Raw genomic sequence first — 19,855 nt, forward strand, 5'->3', positions numbered from 1 at the left:
GAATTAAATTTCTTGAGTGCTTATTTATTTATTTAAAATGGAAATGCAAGTAAGTCAATACCGTAAACAACCGGTACCCAAAGGTAAACGACGATAATAATCATAAGTGCAGCAATAATGTTTAAACCGAATCCTGCTTTCATCATCTCACCAATTGTTACCTTACCTGTACCAAAGACAATCGCGTTTGGCGGTGTTCCAACCGGTAACATAAAGGCACAGTTTGCAGCCATAGCTGCAGGTACCATTAATGCTAATGGGTGAACGTCTAAAGCAATAGCTAGACCAGCTAGAACTGGTAGAATCATCGTAGCTGTTGCTGTGTTTGATGTGAATTCTGTCAAGAACAAAATAAGTAGTGCAACGATTGCAATCATTAAGATCAATGGCATACCGCCTACACCTGAAAGCATTTCACCGATCCATTGGTCGACACCAGTTTCAACAATTGAACCAGCAAGCGCTAAACCACCACCGAAGAGTAATAGAACACCCCATGGTAGATCTTTTGCAACACCCCAGTCGAGTACACGACCATTTTGTCTCTTAGAAGGGATGATGAATAGTAAGACTGCAGCGAGCATTGCAATTGAGCCATCACCTAATAGCTCTGTGAATGCAAACTGATCAAAGAAGAAGCCTCTAAGGACCCAAAGTGATGCAGCTAAAATAAATACTGCAAGTACCCATTTTTCTTCCTTTGTGATCTTCCCTAACTTATCTAGCTCATCAACAATAATTTTTCTCCCACCAGGCAATTGATTCATACCATGTTTGAACTGGAAGAAGTTCATGTATGCCCATGCTAGAGCCAGTAAAACAATAACAACAGGCACCCCGACTAGCATCCACTGGGCAAAGTTCATCTCAACATCAAAGATTTGCTTCATCTGACCAGCTAATATAATGAGTGGCGGTGTTCCAATTAAAGTACCGAGTCCACCAATCGTACCCGCATAACCGATCGCAAGTACTAAAGATTTCTCAAAGATTTTAACATCCTCTTGAACACTCGGAGTAGATAAAGAGTGTGCCTCTTTAATAATTGCGAGTCCTATAGGAATCATAATCATAACTGCTGCAGTATTCGATACAAACATTGATAACAGCGCTGTAGAAATCATAAAGCCTAAAAGAATTGTCGCTGTTGTCGTACCGATTGCTTTAATAATAGAAAGCGCGATACGTGTATGTAAATTCCACTTCTCCATTGCAACTGCTAATAAGAAACCACCTAAGAATAAGAATACAATGTCATCCCCATAAAAACTTGCCGTATCCTGATTCGTCATTATTCCTCCCATCGGGAATAATACTAATGGTAGTAAAGATGTAGCTGGTATCGGAATTGCTTCCGTTACCCACCAAGTTGCAATCCATAAAGCCGCTGCAACGACGAAAATTCCATTCTGATCTAAGCCTTCAGTTTGTAAAAACAACAGAGTTAATACAAATAATAATGGTCCGAGCAGAAGTCCAATCAGCTGGACCTTAGTATATGATGTTGCATTAGGCTCAGGCACCGGTGCGCCTGTTGCCGCGTCCCTTAAATCTTTTGCACTAAAAAACTTCAGTAATGATTTTGTTCTTTTGGATTCACTCCATAAGTTATCATAACTTTTCTGAACGATATTTTTATCTTTAAACTCGCTCACAAATACCCCCTCCTTAAATAAAACACATTAATAATCTATCACAAATATTCTGATTAATCTATAGAATATTTAATGATAACAATAAGTTTAACTTATCATATATTCATTGTAAGCGCTTATATGTAATAAATATCCATTTTAAATGGTCCTTATGCGAGTTTTGGTTGGATGTTGATTTGAGTAGGTGTGCTTCATTTCTATTTCTAAGCGGAGCTCGTACCATTCATCAGCTTCGTTTTTATTTCGAAGCGGAGCAATCCCATTCCATTGAAATCACCCAACCCAAATACACCAGCAAATAACAACTCTCCCATCCTACCAAACAAAAGAGCACTGAAACCGTAAGGTTTCAGTGCATCAGTTTTTCTCTATACATTAGTTAACTTTCTCTATATCTACGACTCTTTTATAGCCTGATTCATCGATGAAGAATACTGCTATGACTGCGATCAGAAGTAATCCACCTGCTAAATAGAATCCCATATCTAAGTTACCAGTTACATCTGTAATGAAGCCAGTAATGTACGGTGCCAATATTGAGGCTGACATTCCGATAAAGTTATAAATACCAAAAGATGTTGCTAGTCCGACACCTGGTGCGTTGTTTGCCACTACTGCAATCAGTACTGGGTTAGTTGGTAATTTACCGACGATGCCATATAAGATTAGAGCAAAATAGAGTACCCACATTTGATCAAACAATACTATAGAAATTGTTGAGATAAATGCTAACGGGACCATCACAAGTAGTACTGGTCTTTGTTTACCGAGCTTATCTGATATCCAACCAAATAGGAGCATACCAGGTATAGATGCCCAAGGTACTAATGAAGATACAAATGCGACGCTAGTTCCTGAAATTCCTCTTGCTGTTTCAAGGTAATATGGTAACCAAGTTAAAATTACGAAGAAACCGTAGATAGAACAGAATATAGTAATAAATGCTAGAAGTAAGTTTTTATTTTTAAATAGCTCTGAAACTTTCAGTTTCTCTTGTTCGCCTGCAGTTTCATTTGGTGCTTGATAACCTGGAGGATGTTCTTTTACAACAATCCACATAATAATACCGATGATGATAACGATAACACCCATAATCCAGAATGGTGTTCTCCAAGATAGGTCCATCTCTTGAACTGTAATACTAGAAATCCAGTAACCTGCTGTCATACCAAGCGCCATACCTGAGTTAATGATTGATGAACCGATTGTTAAACGCTTTTGAGGTATTGCCTCTGAAGATAGACCATATTGTGGTCCGTAGAATACCCCTTGGAACATCCCTGTCATAAACCACATTGTTAAGAACATGTAGAATGTGAACATTTGTCCAGATAAAATTGCTAAAATACCAAAACCGATAAATGCTGGGATGATCATTTTCTTACGCCCGAATTTATCCCCTAAAAACCCCTGATGGGATCTGTGTAGCTGTATAACCTAGGAAGAATAAACTTGAAATTAAACCTAGTTGTGCAGTCGTAATTGCAAACTCACTTTGGATGTTTGTCATGATCGGGTTTAAAATTGTACGTGTTGCATAAATTGCGACCCAACCGAGCGTAAACACGATAACAATTTTAATCCAGTAATTGTTTGAAAGCTGTTTGTTCTCGAATATTTTCCCTCTTTTCTTTAATACTTCTTTTATCACTCATAATTATTCTGTTTCTCCTCAATCAAAACATTATACAATATGTATAAATTCACTATTATATTATGTTCAATTTATCACAATTTTAGATTTATTGTTTGCTATCTCATGATAACGGTTATATTATATAGAAATAAAAATTAAAAAGGATGATAGAATATGTCAAGTTTAAAAATAAACAGAAGATTAATCATGACCCCAGGACCTGTTGCAGTTGACCCTCGTGTTTCACAAGCAATGAGCAACTCCATACTTGGCCAATTCGATCCCGAATTTACAAATATCATGAATGAAACGATGGATTTAATTCGTGACTCATTTAAAACAGATAATAAATGGTCATACCCCATTGATGGTACGAGTCGTGCAGGTATAGAAGCAGTGATTTCATCTATTGTAGAACCAGGCGATAAGGTTCTAATACCTGTTATCGGCCGTTTTGGTAACTTACTAATCGAACTCGTTGAACGTGCTGGCGGTGAAGTTCACACAATTGAAGCACCTATGGGAGAAGTCATTCCGCAAGAAGATATCATTAACGAAATGGATAAGTTGGAGCCTAAAGTTTTAGCATTAATACATGGTGAAACATCATCTGGTCGCTCACAACCGATTGATCAATTAGGTAAGGCTTCTAAAGAACGTGGTGCCTTTACTGTTGTGGATGCTGTTGCGACTTATATGGGTCAAGATATTCCTGTTGATGAATGGCAACTTGATGCTGTTATCGGTGGCTCACAAAAATGCTTGTCTGTACCTTCAGGTATTACCCCTATTACTTACAATGATAGATTTAGTGAAGAAATAAATAAACGTCAGCGTGTTGAAAAAGGGATCCGTACAGAATCGGATGAAGAAAATCGATCAAGTTTTATTACAAGTAACTACTTAGACTTAACGCAACTGGAAGGTTATTGGTCTAATCGACGCCTTAACCATCACACTGAAGCCACTGTTAATGTTTACGGTTTATATGAAGGATTAAAACTTGCACTTGCCGAAGGTGTAGAACAAAGGGCGAAGCGCCATTCCTATCACCATGAAGCAATGAAACAAGCAGTGACTGCTATGGGACTTGAAATATTCGGTGATCAAGAACACGAAATGCAGATGGTTGTTTGTGTAAACATTCCAGAAGGTGTTGAGGATGCTGCCTTCCGTAATGAGTTACTCGAACGTTTCGGAATTGAAATTGCAGGAACATTTGGTGCAGTTGCAGGTAAAATTTGGCGTATTGGTACGATGGGATATGTTGCTGAAAAACAAAATCTTTTAAACTTCATTTCAGCTTTCGGTGTATTCCTTGAAAGTAAAAGTGTTAAAAATATAGATGCTTCAGCTGGCCTAAAAGCCTTAATCGATTTTTACGATAACAATGAGCTGTAAGATCTAGATACAAGCATATAAGTTATATTTAATAGTTTGTCCATAACTCATAACTTGAATCATGAGTTATGGACAATTTTTCATGTTTTCTATTCAACGAAGTTTTGACCAAAATATTTTAGATATTTAAACAATTTATTTATACAAAAAACCGTGAAATCTCATTAACAAGATTTCACGGCTTTTGGAATGTTAAATTATATTTCTTCCTACAGTTGAGTCTATAAGATTACCAGTACCTTCATTAATCACTGCACTTTGATAAGTTAGTGGATTAATACCTAAATCATTATAGTAACTTATAATATTCTCGATACTATCTTCTAGCATGATTAAACCATTTTTAGCTGTCATAAAAGTGTCATCTTCACTATTAAAGAGACGGTCGTAGTCAATTTGCCATACATTTGTTAGTTGTCCAGCATCATTTACAAGTCTCTTAAACGGCTTCGTAATAAATGATTGATGTGGATGGACAGTCATTGCTGTTACATGCTGGGCTAGTCTTTCGTCTAACTGTATCTGAATCTTATAGGTCCCTTCATCATTAACACGCTCACTTGTCAGTTCAAAAGGAACATAGTTTAAATCTTTAATTCCACTTAATGCTTCATTATTCATCGATAATGATTTAACAGATGGTGACACTTCTGTATCATTATTCAGGATTGATTTAGTATTTTGTGATGGATGATTACCATATGCAACATAATCTGGCATGTTCATATTATTAAATGCATTTGCCACCAACATAATCGCAGTAATTTGACTATGATCTTTTGCCTGGTCAATTTGATGCTTGTATGCAGCTCTTGCTTCATTGTCTAAGTAGAACATCATGCTGAGATTATTCTTACTATCGTCCTTTGCCTGACCTAAATCTTTTGATAAGTCTTTCACACCTTCAGCAATTAAGATATCATCGCTATCATCTCTCGTAACAACAACACTCTTTGCATCAATGTTTTCAGAGAGGTATTTCAACAGCATATATGTGAATTCTTCTGGTGTTAAGTCTTCTAAATTCACATCTAACGATTTCATAAAGGCTTCCGTATCATTCATTTTAAAGGTCGTGTTGACAACGTTAGTGAGATGTTTTTCTAACTGTGCCTTGTCATCAGCTTTTTTATAAGCATCGCTCACTCCTTTTTGGAAGTTTACAGGCGGTTGTTTTTCAATCTCGACCTCTTCTTTAACCGGTTTTTCTACAACTGGTTGTTCAGGTTCGACATATTCGGGCGCCTTTTCTACAATTTCCTCTTCTGGTTGAACCGGTTCTGTTATAGGTTCTTCAGACGCTTCACTTTGTTCAGGTGTTTCTTCAACAACCTCATCTTCTGTTTCTTTTGGTTGTTTTTCAACCGGTTCTTTAGAATCTTCAGTTTCTTCAGTATTATCATGTTCAGACTGTGAATCTTCTACATCATCTTTATTTTCACTATCATCATTTTCTGTATCAGTATCCAGTTCAGACTGTTTGTCTTCTACTTCATCCTCATCATTTTCTTCTTTAGATTTAGATTCATCATTATCTTGTTGTTGATCTTGATCTTGTTGATCTGTTTCTTCCTCAACTTTTTCTTTTTCCTTACGCTCAGCCTCTTCACGTTCAGCCTGCTCTTTTTCTGCTAATTCCTTTGCTTCTTGTTCAGCCTTTTCTGCTTCGGCTTGTTTAGCTGCTTCCTGTTCTGCCTGTTTTTTAGCAGCTTGTTCGGCTCTTAATCTTTCCGCTTCAGCTTTTTTAGCCTCTTCTTCTTTTAATATTTCTTGATAGATTGCCTCATCTTCTACAATGGCTTCTTCAAGAATGATTTGTACTGTTTCAATGTCAGAAGCGACTTCAATTTCACCGATATAAGAAGACTTGTCTTCGGCTGATATATTTTCTAAAGCTGATATAAGGAGCTCTGCATTTTCTTGTTCAGCCAATAAAGCATCTTCTTGTTCAACAAGCTCAGCTTCATTGGTCTGATCTTCCTCATTTTTATTTTCTGTCTCTGTCCGTTCCTCAGTTTGAACTCCATCTACCTTATTTTTCTCAGAGGCATCGGTATCGAAACTAAATCCAAATATTAAGAACATGCCAACCATGACCGATGACACAGACTTTTTATATTTACGAATAGAGAATCGTTGTTTTACTTGATTGACATTTGTATGCTTGTTCATCTTTCTATTTTTCATCAGTTTCACCTCCATTTATAGATTAAGCCCAATATATATTAGTGATTCAATTATACTATGTAAATGTTTAAAATACATACTATATTTGTTTAAATTCTGTTAAGATTTGTGAATTTTTAAGTATTTACTAGCAATTTCGATTTGTATATCTCTTTCTCTTGAACTGACGTCACAATCACTAATCAAATTCTTTACCTTCACTGCATAATCAGAGGAAACAATCGCATGTCCACGCATATGTCCTGTCGAAATTGCTTGAGCAAATACTCTTGATGAATACTTACTGATCTCATTTACTGATTTTTTAGCAAGAGTGTTGGATAAAAATCCGGCCTGTCTTAAGTGATAATCGTTCACTTCATTATTAATTCTTCTAAATAAAATTTCTCGACTACTTTGTATTATTGAGTACTTAAAATCCTCATTGTCTATATCAATGTATTCAATAAATCTTTCAGCATTTTCTATAGCCCATCTTGCAAGCTCTCTTTGATGTAAAATTTCTAAAATTTGTTCAAGTTCGATTCTTTTATCGAGATTATCTTTGATGGATATCTTGTATGGTGTTGGAATTTTGATCTTATCATCTTCTTTTAAGCTACGTTCGTGATCATTCCATGCATAGTCATTGATATTCATTTTTACCCACCCTAGATTTATTGTATTTGATAATTCGATTATACCAGTAGAAATGTATAAGTTTCTTTCACAAATCATCTATTAAAAACTTAAAAATGGCTATGAACACTGAGAACGAGTATTCATAGCCATTTGATTACTTATTTATTTTCTTCCTCTTCATCTTTTCTTCTTCTGAAAGCAAAGATTGTACCTAGAGCTGCTAGGAAGGCTGCAAAGATGCCTGTTTTACCATCATTTGCAATACCTGTATCTGGAAGACTTTCTACTTTACTACCATCTTCACCAATACCACTTTGATCAGCGGTATTTGTTGTAGCTGCAGATTGATTATTATCAGTAACAGTGATTTGACTTGTTTGAGAAACATTACCGTTTTCGTCAGTAGAAACTGCTGTGATAACTTGACCGACTTCAAGATTAATAGAACCTGGAATGTTTACTGTCCAAGTACCATCGTTATTCACTGTCGTCGTTACTGTCTCTCCATTAGGGAAAGTTACAGTCACTTCATGGCCAGGAGTTCCAGTACCTGATACTGTTTGATCATCAACATCAACTGGGTTGATTACAGGTGCATCAACAGTCGTATCATCTGAATCATCAACAATACCTTCATTATTATCATCGTCTGTTGGTGTTGTTGGATGAACTTCATTTTCAGGATAGCTGTTTGGATCTTTAGGATCTGTACCAGCATCAATTTCTACTTCATCAGTGAAGCCATCGTTATCATCATCTGGATCAGTCACATCTGGGTCACCGTCACCATCTGTATCACGTTGGACTGTGATGATAACAGTTTCTGTTGTTGTATTACCATCTTCATCCGTCGCAGTGATGATGACTTCGTAGCTGCGTTCTTCTTCGTCATCTGTCCATTCAACTTCAGGAGTACCTGAAATTGTGTTTGTTTCTGGATCAAATGTCACACCATCTGGAAGACCATCTACTTCGATATCTGCATCCTCACTGACTTCAATCACGATTGGTTCAATCGGATTACCTTCGTTGGCCTCTTGGTCATCGATTGGTGTAATTACTGGATTGCCGTTATCAGTGTCGTCATCCTCTGGATAACTATTTGGATCTTTCGAATCAGTACCAGCATCTTTTTCTTCTTCATCAGTGAATCCATCGTTGTCATCATCTGGATCAGTCACATCTGGGTCACCGTCACCATCTGTATCTCTTTGAACTGTGATGATAACAGTTTCTGTTGTTGTATTACCATCTTCATCAGTCGCTGTGATGATGACTTCGTAACTACGTTCTTCCTTGTCATCAGTCCATTCAACTTCAGGTGTACCTGAAATTGTGTTTGTTTCTGGGTCAAATGTCACACCATCAGGAAGTCCATCTACTTCGATATCTGCATCTTCACTGACTTCAATCACGATTGGATCAATCGGATTACCTTCGTTGACCTCTTGGTCATCGATTGGTGTAATCACTGGATTGCCGTTATCCACGTCGTCATCTTCTGGATAACTGTTTGGATCTTTCGAATCAGTACCAGCATCTTTTTCTTCTTCATCAGTGAATCCATCATTGTCATCATCTGTATCTGTCACATCAGGATTTCCGTCGCCATCTGTATCTCTTTGTACTGTGATAGTAAACTCTTCTGAAACAGTCGCACCATCCTCGTCAGTGACAGTAACTGTTACTGTGAAGTCACGTGTCTCTTCGTTTCCATCCCACTCAACTTCAGGCGTACCTGAGATTGTGTTTGTTTCTGGATCGAATGTCACACCTTCTGGTAGGTCTGATACTTCAACTGTCACTTCACCATCATCTTCAGGGTTGATAGTAATTGTCTCAATTGGAGTGCCTTCGTTAACTGTTTGATTATCAATCTGATCTACAGTTGGTACTGGATTAATCGGTGTTGCTGGGAAGCTATCTGGATCTTTCGGATCTGAGCCAGCTTCAATTTCCTCTTCGTCAGTGAATCCGTCGTTGTCATCATCTTCATCATCCACATCAGGTGTTCCATCACCATCTGTATCTCTTTGTACAGTGATTTCAAACTCTTTAGTAACAGTCGCATCATCTTCGTCAGTGACTGTAACTGTGATTGTTGTTGTACGTTCTTCCTCAGTTGGACCCCAGTCATCAACAACTGGTGTACCAGAGATTTCATTTGTTTCAGGGTTAAATGTCACACCCTCAGGAAGTTCTGATACTTCAATTGTCACTTCACCATCGTCTTCAGCATTAACTGTGATTGGTGTAATCGTACTGCCTTCATTCACTGTTTGATCATCAACCGCATCGACTGTTGGTGCTGGATTCATTGGTGTCCATGGGAATTGATTTGGATCTTTTGGATCTGTACCAGCTTCGATTTCTTCTTCATCTGTGTAACCATCATTGTCGTCATCTGGATCTGTCACATCTGTATCACCGTCGCCATCTGTGTCTCTTTGGACTGTGATAGTGAACTCTTCTGTAACAGTCGCGCCATCTTTGTCAGTCACTGTAACTGTTACTGTGATGTCACGTGTCTCTTCGTCTCCATCCCACTCAACTTCAGGCGTACCTGAGATTGTGTTTGTTTCTGGATCGAATGTCACACCCTCAGGAAGTTCTGATACTTCAATTGTCACTTCACCATCATCTTCGGCATTGACAGTGATTGGCGTAATCGCATTACCTTCGATAACTTCTTGATTATCAACCGCGTCGACTGTTGGTGCTGGATTCATTGGTGTCCATGGGAATTGATTTGGATCTTTTGGATCTGTACCAGCTTCGATTTCTTCTTCATCTGTGTAACCATCATTGTCGTCATCTGGATCTGTCACATCTGGATCACCGTCGCCATCTGTGTCACGTTGAACTGTGATTGTGAATTCTTCAGTAACAGTGGCACCGTCTTCGTCAGTAACAGTTACCATGATGGTTGTTGTGCGTTCTTCTTCAGCTGAATTCCAATTTTCGACAACTGGTGTACCAGAAATCTCATTTGTTTCCGGGTTGAAAGATACACCCTCTGGTAATTCAGACACTTCAATTGTCACATCACCATCATCTTCAGGATTGATTGTGATTGGCGTAATCGCATTACCTTCGATAACTTCTTGATTACCAATCGCGTCGACTGTTGGTGCTGGATTCATTGGTGTCCATGGGAATTGATTTGAATCTTTTGGATCTGTACCAGCTTCAATCTCTTCTTCATCTGTGTAACGATCATTATCATCATCTGGATCTGTCACATCTGGGTCTCCATCACCATCTGTGTCTCTTTGGACTGTGATTGTGAATTCTTCAGTTACAACTGCACCGTCTTCGTCAGTAACAGTTACCATGATGGTTGTTGTGCGTTCTTCTTCAGTTGTGTCCCAATCATCTACTGTTGGCGTACCAGAAATTGTATTGTTTTCTGGATCAAATGTTACACCCTCAGGAAGTTCTGATACTTCAATTGTCACATCACCATCGTCTTCAGCATTTATAACAATCGTTTCAATTGGAGTATTCTCATTAACTTTTTGATCATCAACCGCATCGACTGTTGGTGCTGGATTCATTGGTGTCCATGGGAATTGATTTGGATTTTTTGAATCTGTACCAGCTTCGATTTCTTCTTCATCTGTGTAACCATCATTATCATCATCTGGATCTGTCACATCTGGATCACCATCACCATCTGTGTCTCTTTGTACTGTGATTGTGAATTCTTCAGTTACAACTGCACCGTCTTCGTCAGTAACAGTTAAGGTGATAGTCGTTGTACGTTCTTCTTCAGTTGTGCCCCAATCGTCAACTGTTGGCGTACCAGAAATTGTATTGTTTTCTGGATCAAATGTTACACCCTCAGGAAGTTCTGATACTTCAATTGTCACATCACCATCGTCGTCTGCATTCACAACAATTGTTTCAATTGGAGTACTCTCATTAACTGTTTGATTATCAATCGGATCTACTGTTGGTGCTGGATTGATCGGTGTCCATGGGAATTGATTTGGATCTTTTGGATCTGTACCAGCTTCGATTTCTTCTTCATCCGTGTAACCATCGTTATCATCATCTGGATCTGTCACATCTGGGTCTCCATCACCATCTGTGTCACGTTGGACTGTGATAACGAATTCTTCTGTAACAGTCGCGCCATCTTCGTCAGTCACTGTAACCGTCACTGTTGTTGTGCGTTCTTCTTCAGCTGAATCCCAATCTTCGACAACTGGTGTACCAGAAATTTCATTTGTTTCTGGATCGAATGTCACACCCTCTGGTAGTTCTGAAACTTCAACTGTCACGTCTCCATCATTTTCTGCATTAACTGTAATCGGAGTAATCGTATTACCTTCGATAACTTCTTGATTATCAATCGCAGCTACAGTTGGTGCTGGGTTGATTGGTGTCCATGGGAATTGATTTGGATCCTTTGGATCTGTCCCAGCTTCGATTTCTTCTTCATCCGTGTAACCGTCGTTGTCATCATCTTCATCATCCACATCAGGTGTTCCATCGCCATCAGTGTCTCTTTGGACTGTGATAATAAACTCTTCAGTAACAGTTGCACCATCTTCGTCAGTGACTGTAACGTTGATTGTCGTTGTACGTTCTTCTTCAGTTGCACCCCAATCATCAACTGTTGGCGTACCAGAGATTTCATTTGTCTCTGGGTTAAATGTCACACCCTCAGGAAGTTCTGACACTTCAATTGTCACTTCACCATCGTCTTCAGCATTGATAACGACTGGATTGATCGCATTACCTTCCGTAACTGTTTGGCTATCAATCGCATCTACTGTTGGTGCTGGATTGATCGGTGTCCACGGGAATTGATTTGGATCTTTTGGATCTGTACCAGCTTCGATTTCTTCTTCATCTGTGTAGCCATCATTATCATCATCTGGATCTGTCACATCTGGATCGCCATCACCATCTGTGTCACGTTGGACTGTGATAATAAACTCTTCAGTTACAGTTGCACCATCTGCATCAGTGACAGTAACCGTAACTGTTGTTGTGCGTTCTTCTTCAGCTGAATCCCAATCTTCGACAACTGGTGTACCAGAAATTTCATTTGTCTCTGGGTTAAATGTCACACCCTCAGGAAGTTCTGACACTTCAATTGTCACTTCACCATCATCTTCAGGGTTGATTGTGATTGTTTCAATTGGAGTTTCTTCATTCACTGTTTGATTACCAATCGCGTCAATAGTTGGTGCTGGGTTCAATGGTGTCCATGGGAATTGATTTGGATCTTTTGGATCTGTACCAGCTTCGATTTCTTCCTCATCTGTGTAACCATCGTTGTCATCATCTTCATCATCCACATCAGGTGTTCCATCACCGTCAGTGTCTCTTTGGACTGTGATAACGAATTCTTCTGTAACAGTTGCATCAACTTCGTCAGTGACTGTAACCGTAACTGTTGTTGTGCGTTCTTCTTCAGCTGAATCCCAATCTTCGACAACTGGTGTACCAGAAATCTCATTTGTTTCCGGATTGAAAGTTACACCCTCTGGTAATTCTGATACTTCAACCGTCACGTCTCCATCATCTTCTGCATTAACTGTAATCGGTGTAATCGCATTACCTTCGATAACTTCTTGATTATCAATCGCATCTACAGTTGGTGCTGGATTCATTGGTGTCCATGGGAATTGGTCTGGATCTTTTGGATCTGTACCAGCTTCGATTTCTTCTTCATCTGTGTAACCATCGTTATCATCATCTGAATCTGTCACATCTGGATCACCATCGCCATCAGTATCACGTTGAACTGTGATTGTGAATTCTTCAGTAACAGTTGCACCATCTTCGTCAGTGACTGTAACGTTGATTGTCGTTGTACGTTCTTCTTCAGTTGTGCCCCAATCGTCAACTGTTGGCGTACCAGAAATTTCGTTAGTTTCAGGATTGAATGTTACACCGTCTGGAAGTTCTGACACTTCTATAGTTACTTCACCATCGTCGTCTGCATTCACAACAATTGTTTCAATTGGAGTACTCTCATTAACTGTTTGATTATCAATCGGATCTACTGTTGGTGCTGGGTTCAATGGTGTCCATGGGAATTGATTTGGATCTTTTGGATCTGTACCAGCTTCAATTTCTTCCTCATCCGTGAATCCATCATTATCATCATCTGGATCTGTCACATCTGGATCCCCGTCGCCATCAGTATCTCTTTGGACTGTGATATCAAACACTTCAGTAACAGTCGCACCGTCTTCATCGGTCACTGTAACCGTAACTGTTGTTGTGCGTTCTTCTTCAGTTTGTCCCCAATCTTCAACGATTGGTGTACCACTGATTTCATTTGTTTCTGGGTTGAAAGTCACACCCTCAGGAAGTTCTGATACTTCTACTGTTACTTCACCATCGTCGTCTGCATCCACAACAATTGTTTCAATTGGAGTACTCTCATTAACTGTTTGATTATCAATCGGATCTACTGTTGGTGCTGGGTTGATTGGTGTCCATGGGAATTGATTTGGATCTTTTGGATCTGTACCAGCTTCGATTTCTTCCTCATCTGTGTAACCATCGTTATCATCATCTGGATCTGTCACATCTGGGTCCCCGTCGCCATCAGTATCTCTTTGGACTGTGATTGTTACAGTTTCATTTGAAGTATTTCCTGATTCATCGGTCGCCGTGATAACAATTTCAAAACTACGTTCTTCTTCAGTGTCTTCCCAATCTATTATGTTGGAATCTATATTTCCACTAATTTGATTGTCAGTTGAATCAAAAGTTAATCCTTCTACAAGACCAGTCACTTCTGTTGTAATTGGTCCATTAGAATTATCTGCGACATTTATAATTCTAGGTTCTATGTCTTGTCCTTCTATAACCGTAAATCCTTCTGCACTGATTACAGGTGCTTCGGTATCTACAACATTAACAGGAACATTTAAATCAAAAATACGACTACCAATAGTCACACGTACTGTTGCTTCTGAAAATCCGATTTGTGTCGTGTCTGGCTCAACTATCCACTCATATGTGGCACCTTCTGGAAGATTCTGCATATTAACAATTGATGACTGTGGGTCAACTACTTCACCCATCTCCAACTGTAATATGTCTACAGTTTTTGGTGATTCTAGAACGTTAATTTCTGTAACTTCAGGAGTTAAGAAATCTTGTGACAAGATTTCTATTCTTAACTGTGAACCAGGAAGTTGTTCTGTGATGTCAACATTGAATTCATGTGTTTCTAAATTACTAGAATCATGGATTCGAATAACATTATCCACAACAGTACCTTCTGCAATCGTCTCACCAGTCGTTGTATTTATAATTCTAACTGTCTGTCCATTGGTATTATAATCAATATCTACTACACCATTCACTTGAGTATCTACATCATAAATATCAGTAGATATTGGTTTCGCAACCATCTTGTCAGTACCGACTGATGTACTTTCAAAAGAATCGACTACGCCATCTAAATCAGTATCCAACATAGTATGTGTACCGCTCATATATGAATCTGAAATTAGTCGTCCTTGCGGATCCGTAAAGTAACCATTGAAGTAATTATCAACTGCAGGCTCTCCACTACCATATTGTTCTTTAAATATTTCATTTACATTTTCTCTTAGCTTGTAAACTACTCTAACACCAACGGTTTCAGGTAATGAATTATTAAATTCAATTAATTCTCTTAAGCGATTAGAAGTAATACTACCTTTTCCATTTTCATCAATAGTTAAATCTGCTTTTTTATTATCTGAATTAAAATCATAGTTAAAGCCACTTACACCAACAAAATCATGTTCGTGTAATTCTACAGATTCTATATACGGAACTAAGCTAGGATCTATCTCAAAATTATAAGTCCAATTATTACTATTACTGTAACTACCTATTGCTCTTTTAACTAGCTCATGGTCAACAACTAGAGCACCGTTTTGATTACCAACGGCTTCAGAGTCATGGTAATTAACTTTTCCTAAGGAACCTCTAAAGAAATCACTTTGGTTAGGCGAAACTTCTAAATTTGTTGATGAATCATTAGATGTTCTTAAATATCCTGAAGATACTGTTGTTCTAATCAATTTATTTGTAACATCATTTCTTACAGCAGTTTCAAATTTAAGCTTATTTGTATCCAAATCATTGTACTGGGAAAGAATATTGCCTAAAGTATCATCTAGCATTATACGCCCATTTTGAGAGGTTTTTCCAGCAAGTATTTCCGCACCAGGAAACAGTCCATTTTCAGCTCTAATATAATTAACTTCCCAGACATTTCTTAAGTCACCGTACTCATCTCTTAATCTTGTATACTCTCGTGTTTCGTTAGGTCGTGCATGTGGACTAGAACTCATGCCACTTACGTGCTGAGCAATTCTTTCATCAAGTTGAATGTTAATTTTAAATCTTTCTAGTGAGTTTGAACCAACCATATAAGAATTTAATTCGAATGGGATATAATTTAGATCTAAGTAGTTTTCAAGGTTCTCAACATCAAAATTTAGTGTTTGGAATGTGTAATTATTCTCTTTATCAAGTGATAATAAAGGTTGTGTGTTACTTGAAGGATATTGCCCAGTACCAACCTTTTCTGGCGTTTGTGAATCATTTAATTCATCCGCTTCACTAAGGATAGTTAATAACGCTTCATGATCCTCCGCACCATCTAATCTGTTTTCAAAGCTAGTTTTCTGTTCATCGGTTAAATAAAACATTATATTAACGTCACGTTTACTTTGTCCGCGTGCGACTTCTATATTTGCTGCCAACTCTGATGCTGTTTCTGCTGCAAATAGTTGAATCTCAGTTGATTTAGAGTTCATGTTTTCTCTTGTAACTTCAATAGAAGTCTGATCTTTTTTCTCAGATGCGAGTCTAAATAACATATATTTAACTTCATTAGGGTTTAAATTTTCTATCTCACTATCAATTGACTTCATAAATTTTGTAGTTTCTTCTTCACTAAGGGTATCTTCAACAACTTTGGATAAAGATGATGTTAATTCTTCTTTGTTTCCAGATTCATTAAATGCTTGATCAATATCAGAGGCTAAACTATTGTCTTTATTTGATACAAAATTACTTGTGCTTCCATTATCTACTTCTGCGTCGTTAGGCTGAGTATTTACAAGTACTTCTTCTGTATTTTCAACAGCATCTTCTGGTTTTTCTTCTACTGATTCATCAGTCGTTTCCTCTAGCTCATTTTGCTCTAATGACTCTTCAGTCATTTCTTCTGATTCCAATTCTTCTTTTGTTTCTTCTGTCAATTCTTTAGACTTAGATTTTTTCTCAGTTGTTTTTTCAGAAGTTTCCTCTGACTCAGTTTCTTCCTCAACTGTTTCTTCAGTTACTTCCTCTGAATCAGCTTCTTCTTCAACTGTTTCTTCAGTCGATTCTTCTGATTCTGCTTCTTGTTCAACTACTTCTTCAGTCGGTTCTTCTGATTCAGTTCCCTCTGCAGCAGCTACTTCTTCAGCTGCTTTTTGTTCTTCAGCTTCCTGAGCTGCCGCTTCTTCAGCCGCTTGTGCTTCTGCCTCTAGTTCTAATTGATATAATCTATCATTTTCAATATTGGCATTATTAATAATCGTATCAATGGTCGCTGAGTCATTTGCTTGATCAATTTGAGTAATAAAATTTGAACGTGTAACATTCTCTAAGTATCCTAATTGATTAATTTGTGATTTAGCTGATTCTTTTTCACTTTGTAGTTGTTGCTCTAATTCATACTGACGATTCTCTAGTTCAGTATCATCATTGACTTCTTCTGTTTCTTCTATTGGCGTAACTTCTGATGTTTTGATTTCTTCGACTGGAGTCGTTTCTTCTATAGCTTCAGTTTCGACGGTACTTTCTTCTATTTCCTCTTGCGAACTGGAGGTGTCTACGCCTCCAGTTTCATCTACTATTGCATTTTCATCTACTACATCAGTTTCTGCTGCTTTAGTGTCACCACTAAAACCTAAGAATAGGAATGAGCCTACCATTACTGATGCTGCACCGAATTTCATTTTTCGTATTGAATAACGATTCACACGCTTATCAACAAATTGGGAATATTTACGTTTTTTTATTTTACTCAAAGATATTACGCTCCTTATTTAAAAACAATATCTAATTCAACAATAATATTTTAGCAACGGAGCGTAGCAATACCCATTCCACCTTTTTTCGCAAAAAACATTAAAATTAAAAAACTTCAAAAATCCCTTTGTTATCAGCATTTCGAGGCGGTAAATTTTAAGTATTTTTCTTAAATGATTATTGTCTAATCTTTTTCAAAAATCCTTCTTCACACTCATATAAATATTTATACATTAAAGTTCATTAATATTCGCAAATGGTTAATAAACAATATGTATGTTTGTCAATTTTTATTAAAACAATTTTTTTAATTACGAAAATATGAAAAAGAGTAGTTTTCTACTACTTTAAATATGTTTAAATACTTGCTTATTTTCAAGAAGTATTGGCATGATGGTCGTCTCAGACCCACACATTATGAATATTTTTTAAAAAAATGGGTATATAAGAAAAAAAGTGAGAAAAATAGAACATTATGATTTGTTGAAAAGGAGCTACAGTCTATGAGGAGATTATTGTCAAAAACTGAACAGAGAAAATTAGAGATAATTGAGATACTTAATAACTCTAATGACTATACAAATATCTCTGAGCTGACTAAAAACTTCAAAACATCTGAAAGAAACTTGAGGGAAAATTTAAATGAGCTTATAGAGCTCTCAGATATTCTCAAAGTAGATTTACATCATGATCGTGTACAAATTGATTTCCATAAGAATACGGGAATGGAATCTCTGACTCGTTACTTTATAAACCATAATTTTTCATTCCAAATGCTGGAGATACTATTCTTTAATAATGATATGAGCGTAGATGATCTATCTGAACAGTTGTATGTTAGTCCATCTACCTTATATCGTTATTTCAATAAGATTGAGAGCATCTTATCGACTGAGTTTAACTTATCTTTTGAAACAAATCCTTGTAGAGTCGAAGGTAATGAAAAAGAGATTCGTAATTTTTATAACACTTTCTTTAGTGAGAAATATGGAATCTTTGAATGGCCATTTGATGAGGTGATTTCTAGATCTCTTTCACATCAGCTCGTTGACGATGTCTTAGATACTTTAGACTTGGATTTTGATTTTTCATTTAGACGTCATATGAGATTTATTTCAGCAATTGCACTTACACGTTATAAACAAGGAAAACGTCTTTACAAAAATCAAAATGAGACTAAGCTCGATATTATCGAACGTTTACATGCAGATTTACATTCAGAAGACTATGAATCAGCTCTGGATCTAAAAGTTGACCAGGAGCTTATATATGAAATTTTTACACCTTTCTTAAATGACAATGTACTGTATACACCAGATGAGTTGATTGCTCATGCTCATTCTAACCAAACGATTTCTGATTCATACTTCGAGGCTTTGAGTATATGTAGAAACTTATCTAATAAATATAATGTTCCAATTCCTAATCAGGACCAATTGATTATGGGCATTCACTCCACTTATTATCTTGGTTCTAGTGAACCATTTTCACACTATCTCGTTTTCGATAAAAAACAGCAGTTCCTAGACAACGTACAATTAGAATTCCCATCGTTCTACGATGATTTACAGTCCTATGTGAAAGAATTCCTAGACAATAATAGTAAGTGTGATCCTGATATAGTAAATCACATGATTTACACTTTCATGACACACTGGGAAGATTTATTTGTTCACTTGAGAAAAACTAAACCGAAATATGATGTATTCTTTATGAGTAATAATGATTACGAACATGCTACAATGTTGGCGAGTATAATTTCAGATGAGTTTCATTCACAACTTAATGCATATATCGGATATGATATATCCCAAATCAAAGATATTTGCCCGAGTGGTAAATACGACTTAGTCGTAACGAATTTCCCATATGAAAACATTTATAAGACCCCGGTAGTTTGTGTTGAGAATTATCCTACACCTAAAGACATATTAACAATAAGAAACGAACTAGTTATGATTTCAAGTGAAAAACAGGCATAGATTTGTTCAAAAAAAGGAGCGGCGAACACCGCTCCTTTTACGTATTCTTTTATATACTCTTAACTTCGATAGATGTTACTAGCTTTAAATTAATGTAAATCTCTTGGCCGCTTCGGTTCGGTAGGCTAATAAATTGTCTCTGACTTTCTGTGCCTTCTAAATGATGGAGTAAGGTTTCGACCGCTTCTGTCTTATTGACTTCTATGTTTGAGCCACCAATAAAATGAATCGTAATGATTTTTTCATTTATTTCACCTCTTTGTAACCTATACCCAAATTTTAATACTTTAAAAAATGTTAAGGTTTTTATATTGAGGGGG

The 19,855-nt window shown here is 37.2% G+C and carries 8 protein-coding genes; 2 read left to right on the plus strand and 6 right to left on the minus strand.

Features of this window, described 5'->3' with window-relative positions; all coding sequences use genetic code 11:
* Nucleotides 1–32: 32 nt before the first annotated feature.
* The 3 genes from JEM45_RS03115 to JEM45_RS10995 form a co-directional block, all read right to left on the minus strand.
* Nucleotides 33–1,523 carry an SLC13 family permease gene (locus JEM45_RS03115; RefSeq protein ID WP_370545413.1) on the minus strand — a complete coding sequence of 497 codons (1,491 nt, stop codon included), beginning with the start codon at nucleotides 1,521–1,523 and terminating at the stop codon, nucleotides 33–35.
* A 507-nt stretch (nucleotides 1,524–2,030) separates the two neighbouring features.
* Nucleotides 2,031–3,032 (minus strand): MFS transporter, encoded by a 1,002-nt coding sequence (locus JEM45_RS03120; RefSeq protein ID WP_370545392.1) that lies wholly within the window; start codon nucleotides 3,030–3,032, stop codon nucleotides 2,031–2,033.
* 16 nt (nucleotides 3,033–3,048) lie between these two features.
* Nucleotides 3,049–3,306 carry a hypothetical protein gene (locus JEM45_RS10995; protein ID WP_370545393.1) on the minus strand — a complete coding sequence of 86 codons (258 nt, stop codon included), beginning with the start codon at nucleotides 3,304–3,306 and terminating at the stop codon, nucleotides 3,049–3,051.
* A 159-nt stretch (nucleotides 3,307–3,465) separates the two neighbouring features.
* Here JEM45_RS10995 and JEM45_RS03125 point away from each other — a divergent pair, with 159 nt between their 5' ends.
* The gene (locus tag JEM45_RS03125; RefSeq protein ID WP_198687750.1) at nucleotides 3,466–4,692 is read left to right on the plus strand and encodes a pyridoxal-phosphate-dependent aminotransferase family protein; all 1,227 of its coding nucleotides are present in this window, start codon (nucleotides 3,466–3,468) and stop codon (nucleotides 4,690–4,692) included.
* Between the two features lie 192 nt (nucleotides 4,693–4,884).
* Here JEM45_RS03125 and JEM45_RS03130 read toward each other — a convergent pair whose 3' ends face one another.
* The 3 genes from JEM45_RS03130 to JEM45_RS03140 form a co-directional block, all read right to left on the minus strand.
* A complete protein-coding gene (locus JEM45_RS03130; protein ID WP_198687956.1) occupies nucleotides 4,885–6,879 on the minus strand; it encodes a YSIRK-type signal peptide-containing protein in 1,995 nt (664 codons plus the stop codon).
* Nucleotides 6,880–6,978: 99 nt separating this feature from the next.
* Nucleotides 6,979–7,596: a putative immunity protein gene (locus tag JEM45_RS03135; protein WP_198687751.1), complete on the minus strand. Its 618-nt coding sequence runs from the start codon at nucleotides 7,594–7,596 to the stop codon at nucleotides 6,979–6,981.
* 62 nt (nucleotides 7,597–7,658) lie between these two features.
* Nucleotides 7,659–17,552 (minus strand): putative Ig domain-containing protein, encoded by a 9,894-nt coding sequence (locus tag JEM45_RS03140; RefSeq protein ID WP_198687752.1) that lies wholly within the window; start codon nucleotides 17,550–17,552, stop codon nucleotides 7,659–7,661.
* Nucleotides 17,553–18,056: 504 nt separating this feature from the next.
* Between JEM45_RS03140 and JEM45_RS03145 the strand changes: the two genes are divergently transcribed.
* Nucleotides 18,057–19,535: an AcpB/EbpR/MafR family transcriptional regulator gene (locus tag JEM45_RS03145; protein ID WP_198687753.1), complete on the plus strand. Its 1,479-nt coding sequence runs from the start codon at nucleotides 18,057–18,059 to the stop codon at nucleotides 19,533–19,535.
* Nucleotides 19,536–19,855 lie beyond the last annotated feature (320 nt).

Source organism: Jeotgalicoccus sp. ATCC 8456, from assembly GCF_016313225.1.
Classification (GTDB): Bacteria; Bacillota; Bacilli; order Staphylococcales; family Salinicoccaceae; genus Jeotgalicoccus; species Jeotgalicoccus marinus.